General features: G+C 45.7%; 2 protein-coding genes. Both read right to left on the reverse strand.

Annotated elements, in window-relative coordinates:
- On the reverse strand, positions 1-482 hold a 482-nt coding region (vscL, locus tag R7040_RS27930; RefSeq protein ID WP_318097814.1), incomplete at its 3' end, for a SctL family type III secretion system stator protein VscL.
- Positions 461-604 (reverse strand): SctK family type III secretion system sorting platform protein (locus R7040_RS27935; RefSeq protein WP_318097815.1); only part of this gene is annotated, 144 nt, incomplete at its 5' end. The genes R7040_RS27935 and vscL, both read right to left, overlap by 22 nt.

A 604-nucleotide genomic window follows, 5' to 3' on the forward strand; every position in this document is an offset into this window, starting at 1 on the left:
TAACCCACTTCAGGAAAATCACTCAAAACGCCAGCAACTTTCTCTCTCACGTCAACCACTTGCTCAGGATGAACGTGTAAGATCACTTGCTTTTGATTACTCACCAATTGCAGCGCTTCTCTGACCACGCTGATCGTGGTGTCAACGTCATCAAATGTGTCGATGATTTTACGCACCGCGTCTAAGACGACGTTCGTCATTTTGTGCTCAACTTGCAGGTAATATTCATTGCAGCGAGCCAAAGTAGCGACCATCGCCTGCGCATTTTCTATTTTCGCCTGCTCCAAACCATCTTGATAGCCGCGCTGCTTTTCGGTTTCATACGCTTGCTGCGCTTTAGCAATGATGCTGTCGGCTTTCGAATTCGCCGCTTCAACCAAATGTTGCGAATCGAGATAACTAACGTAATCCTTGGCTTTGAGCACCTTTAAACCTGGCGCTAACTGCAAGTTGTCGGTTTTTATTTCAACAAATGAAACCATTGGGGGATAACCTGTTTTGCGATTTTTTTGGTGAGTCGGTACGCGAGATCACGTTGCTCTTCAACAAGCCAAGAGGTGTTTTCTTTCACTTGGCTAAGTGATTGATCAAGCTTGAACTGCCA

This window comes from Vibrio sp. 1069, from assembly GCF_033340555.1.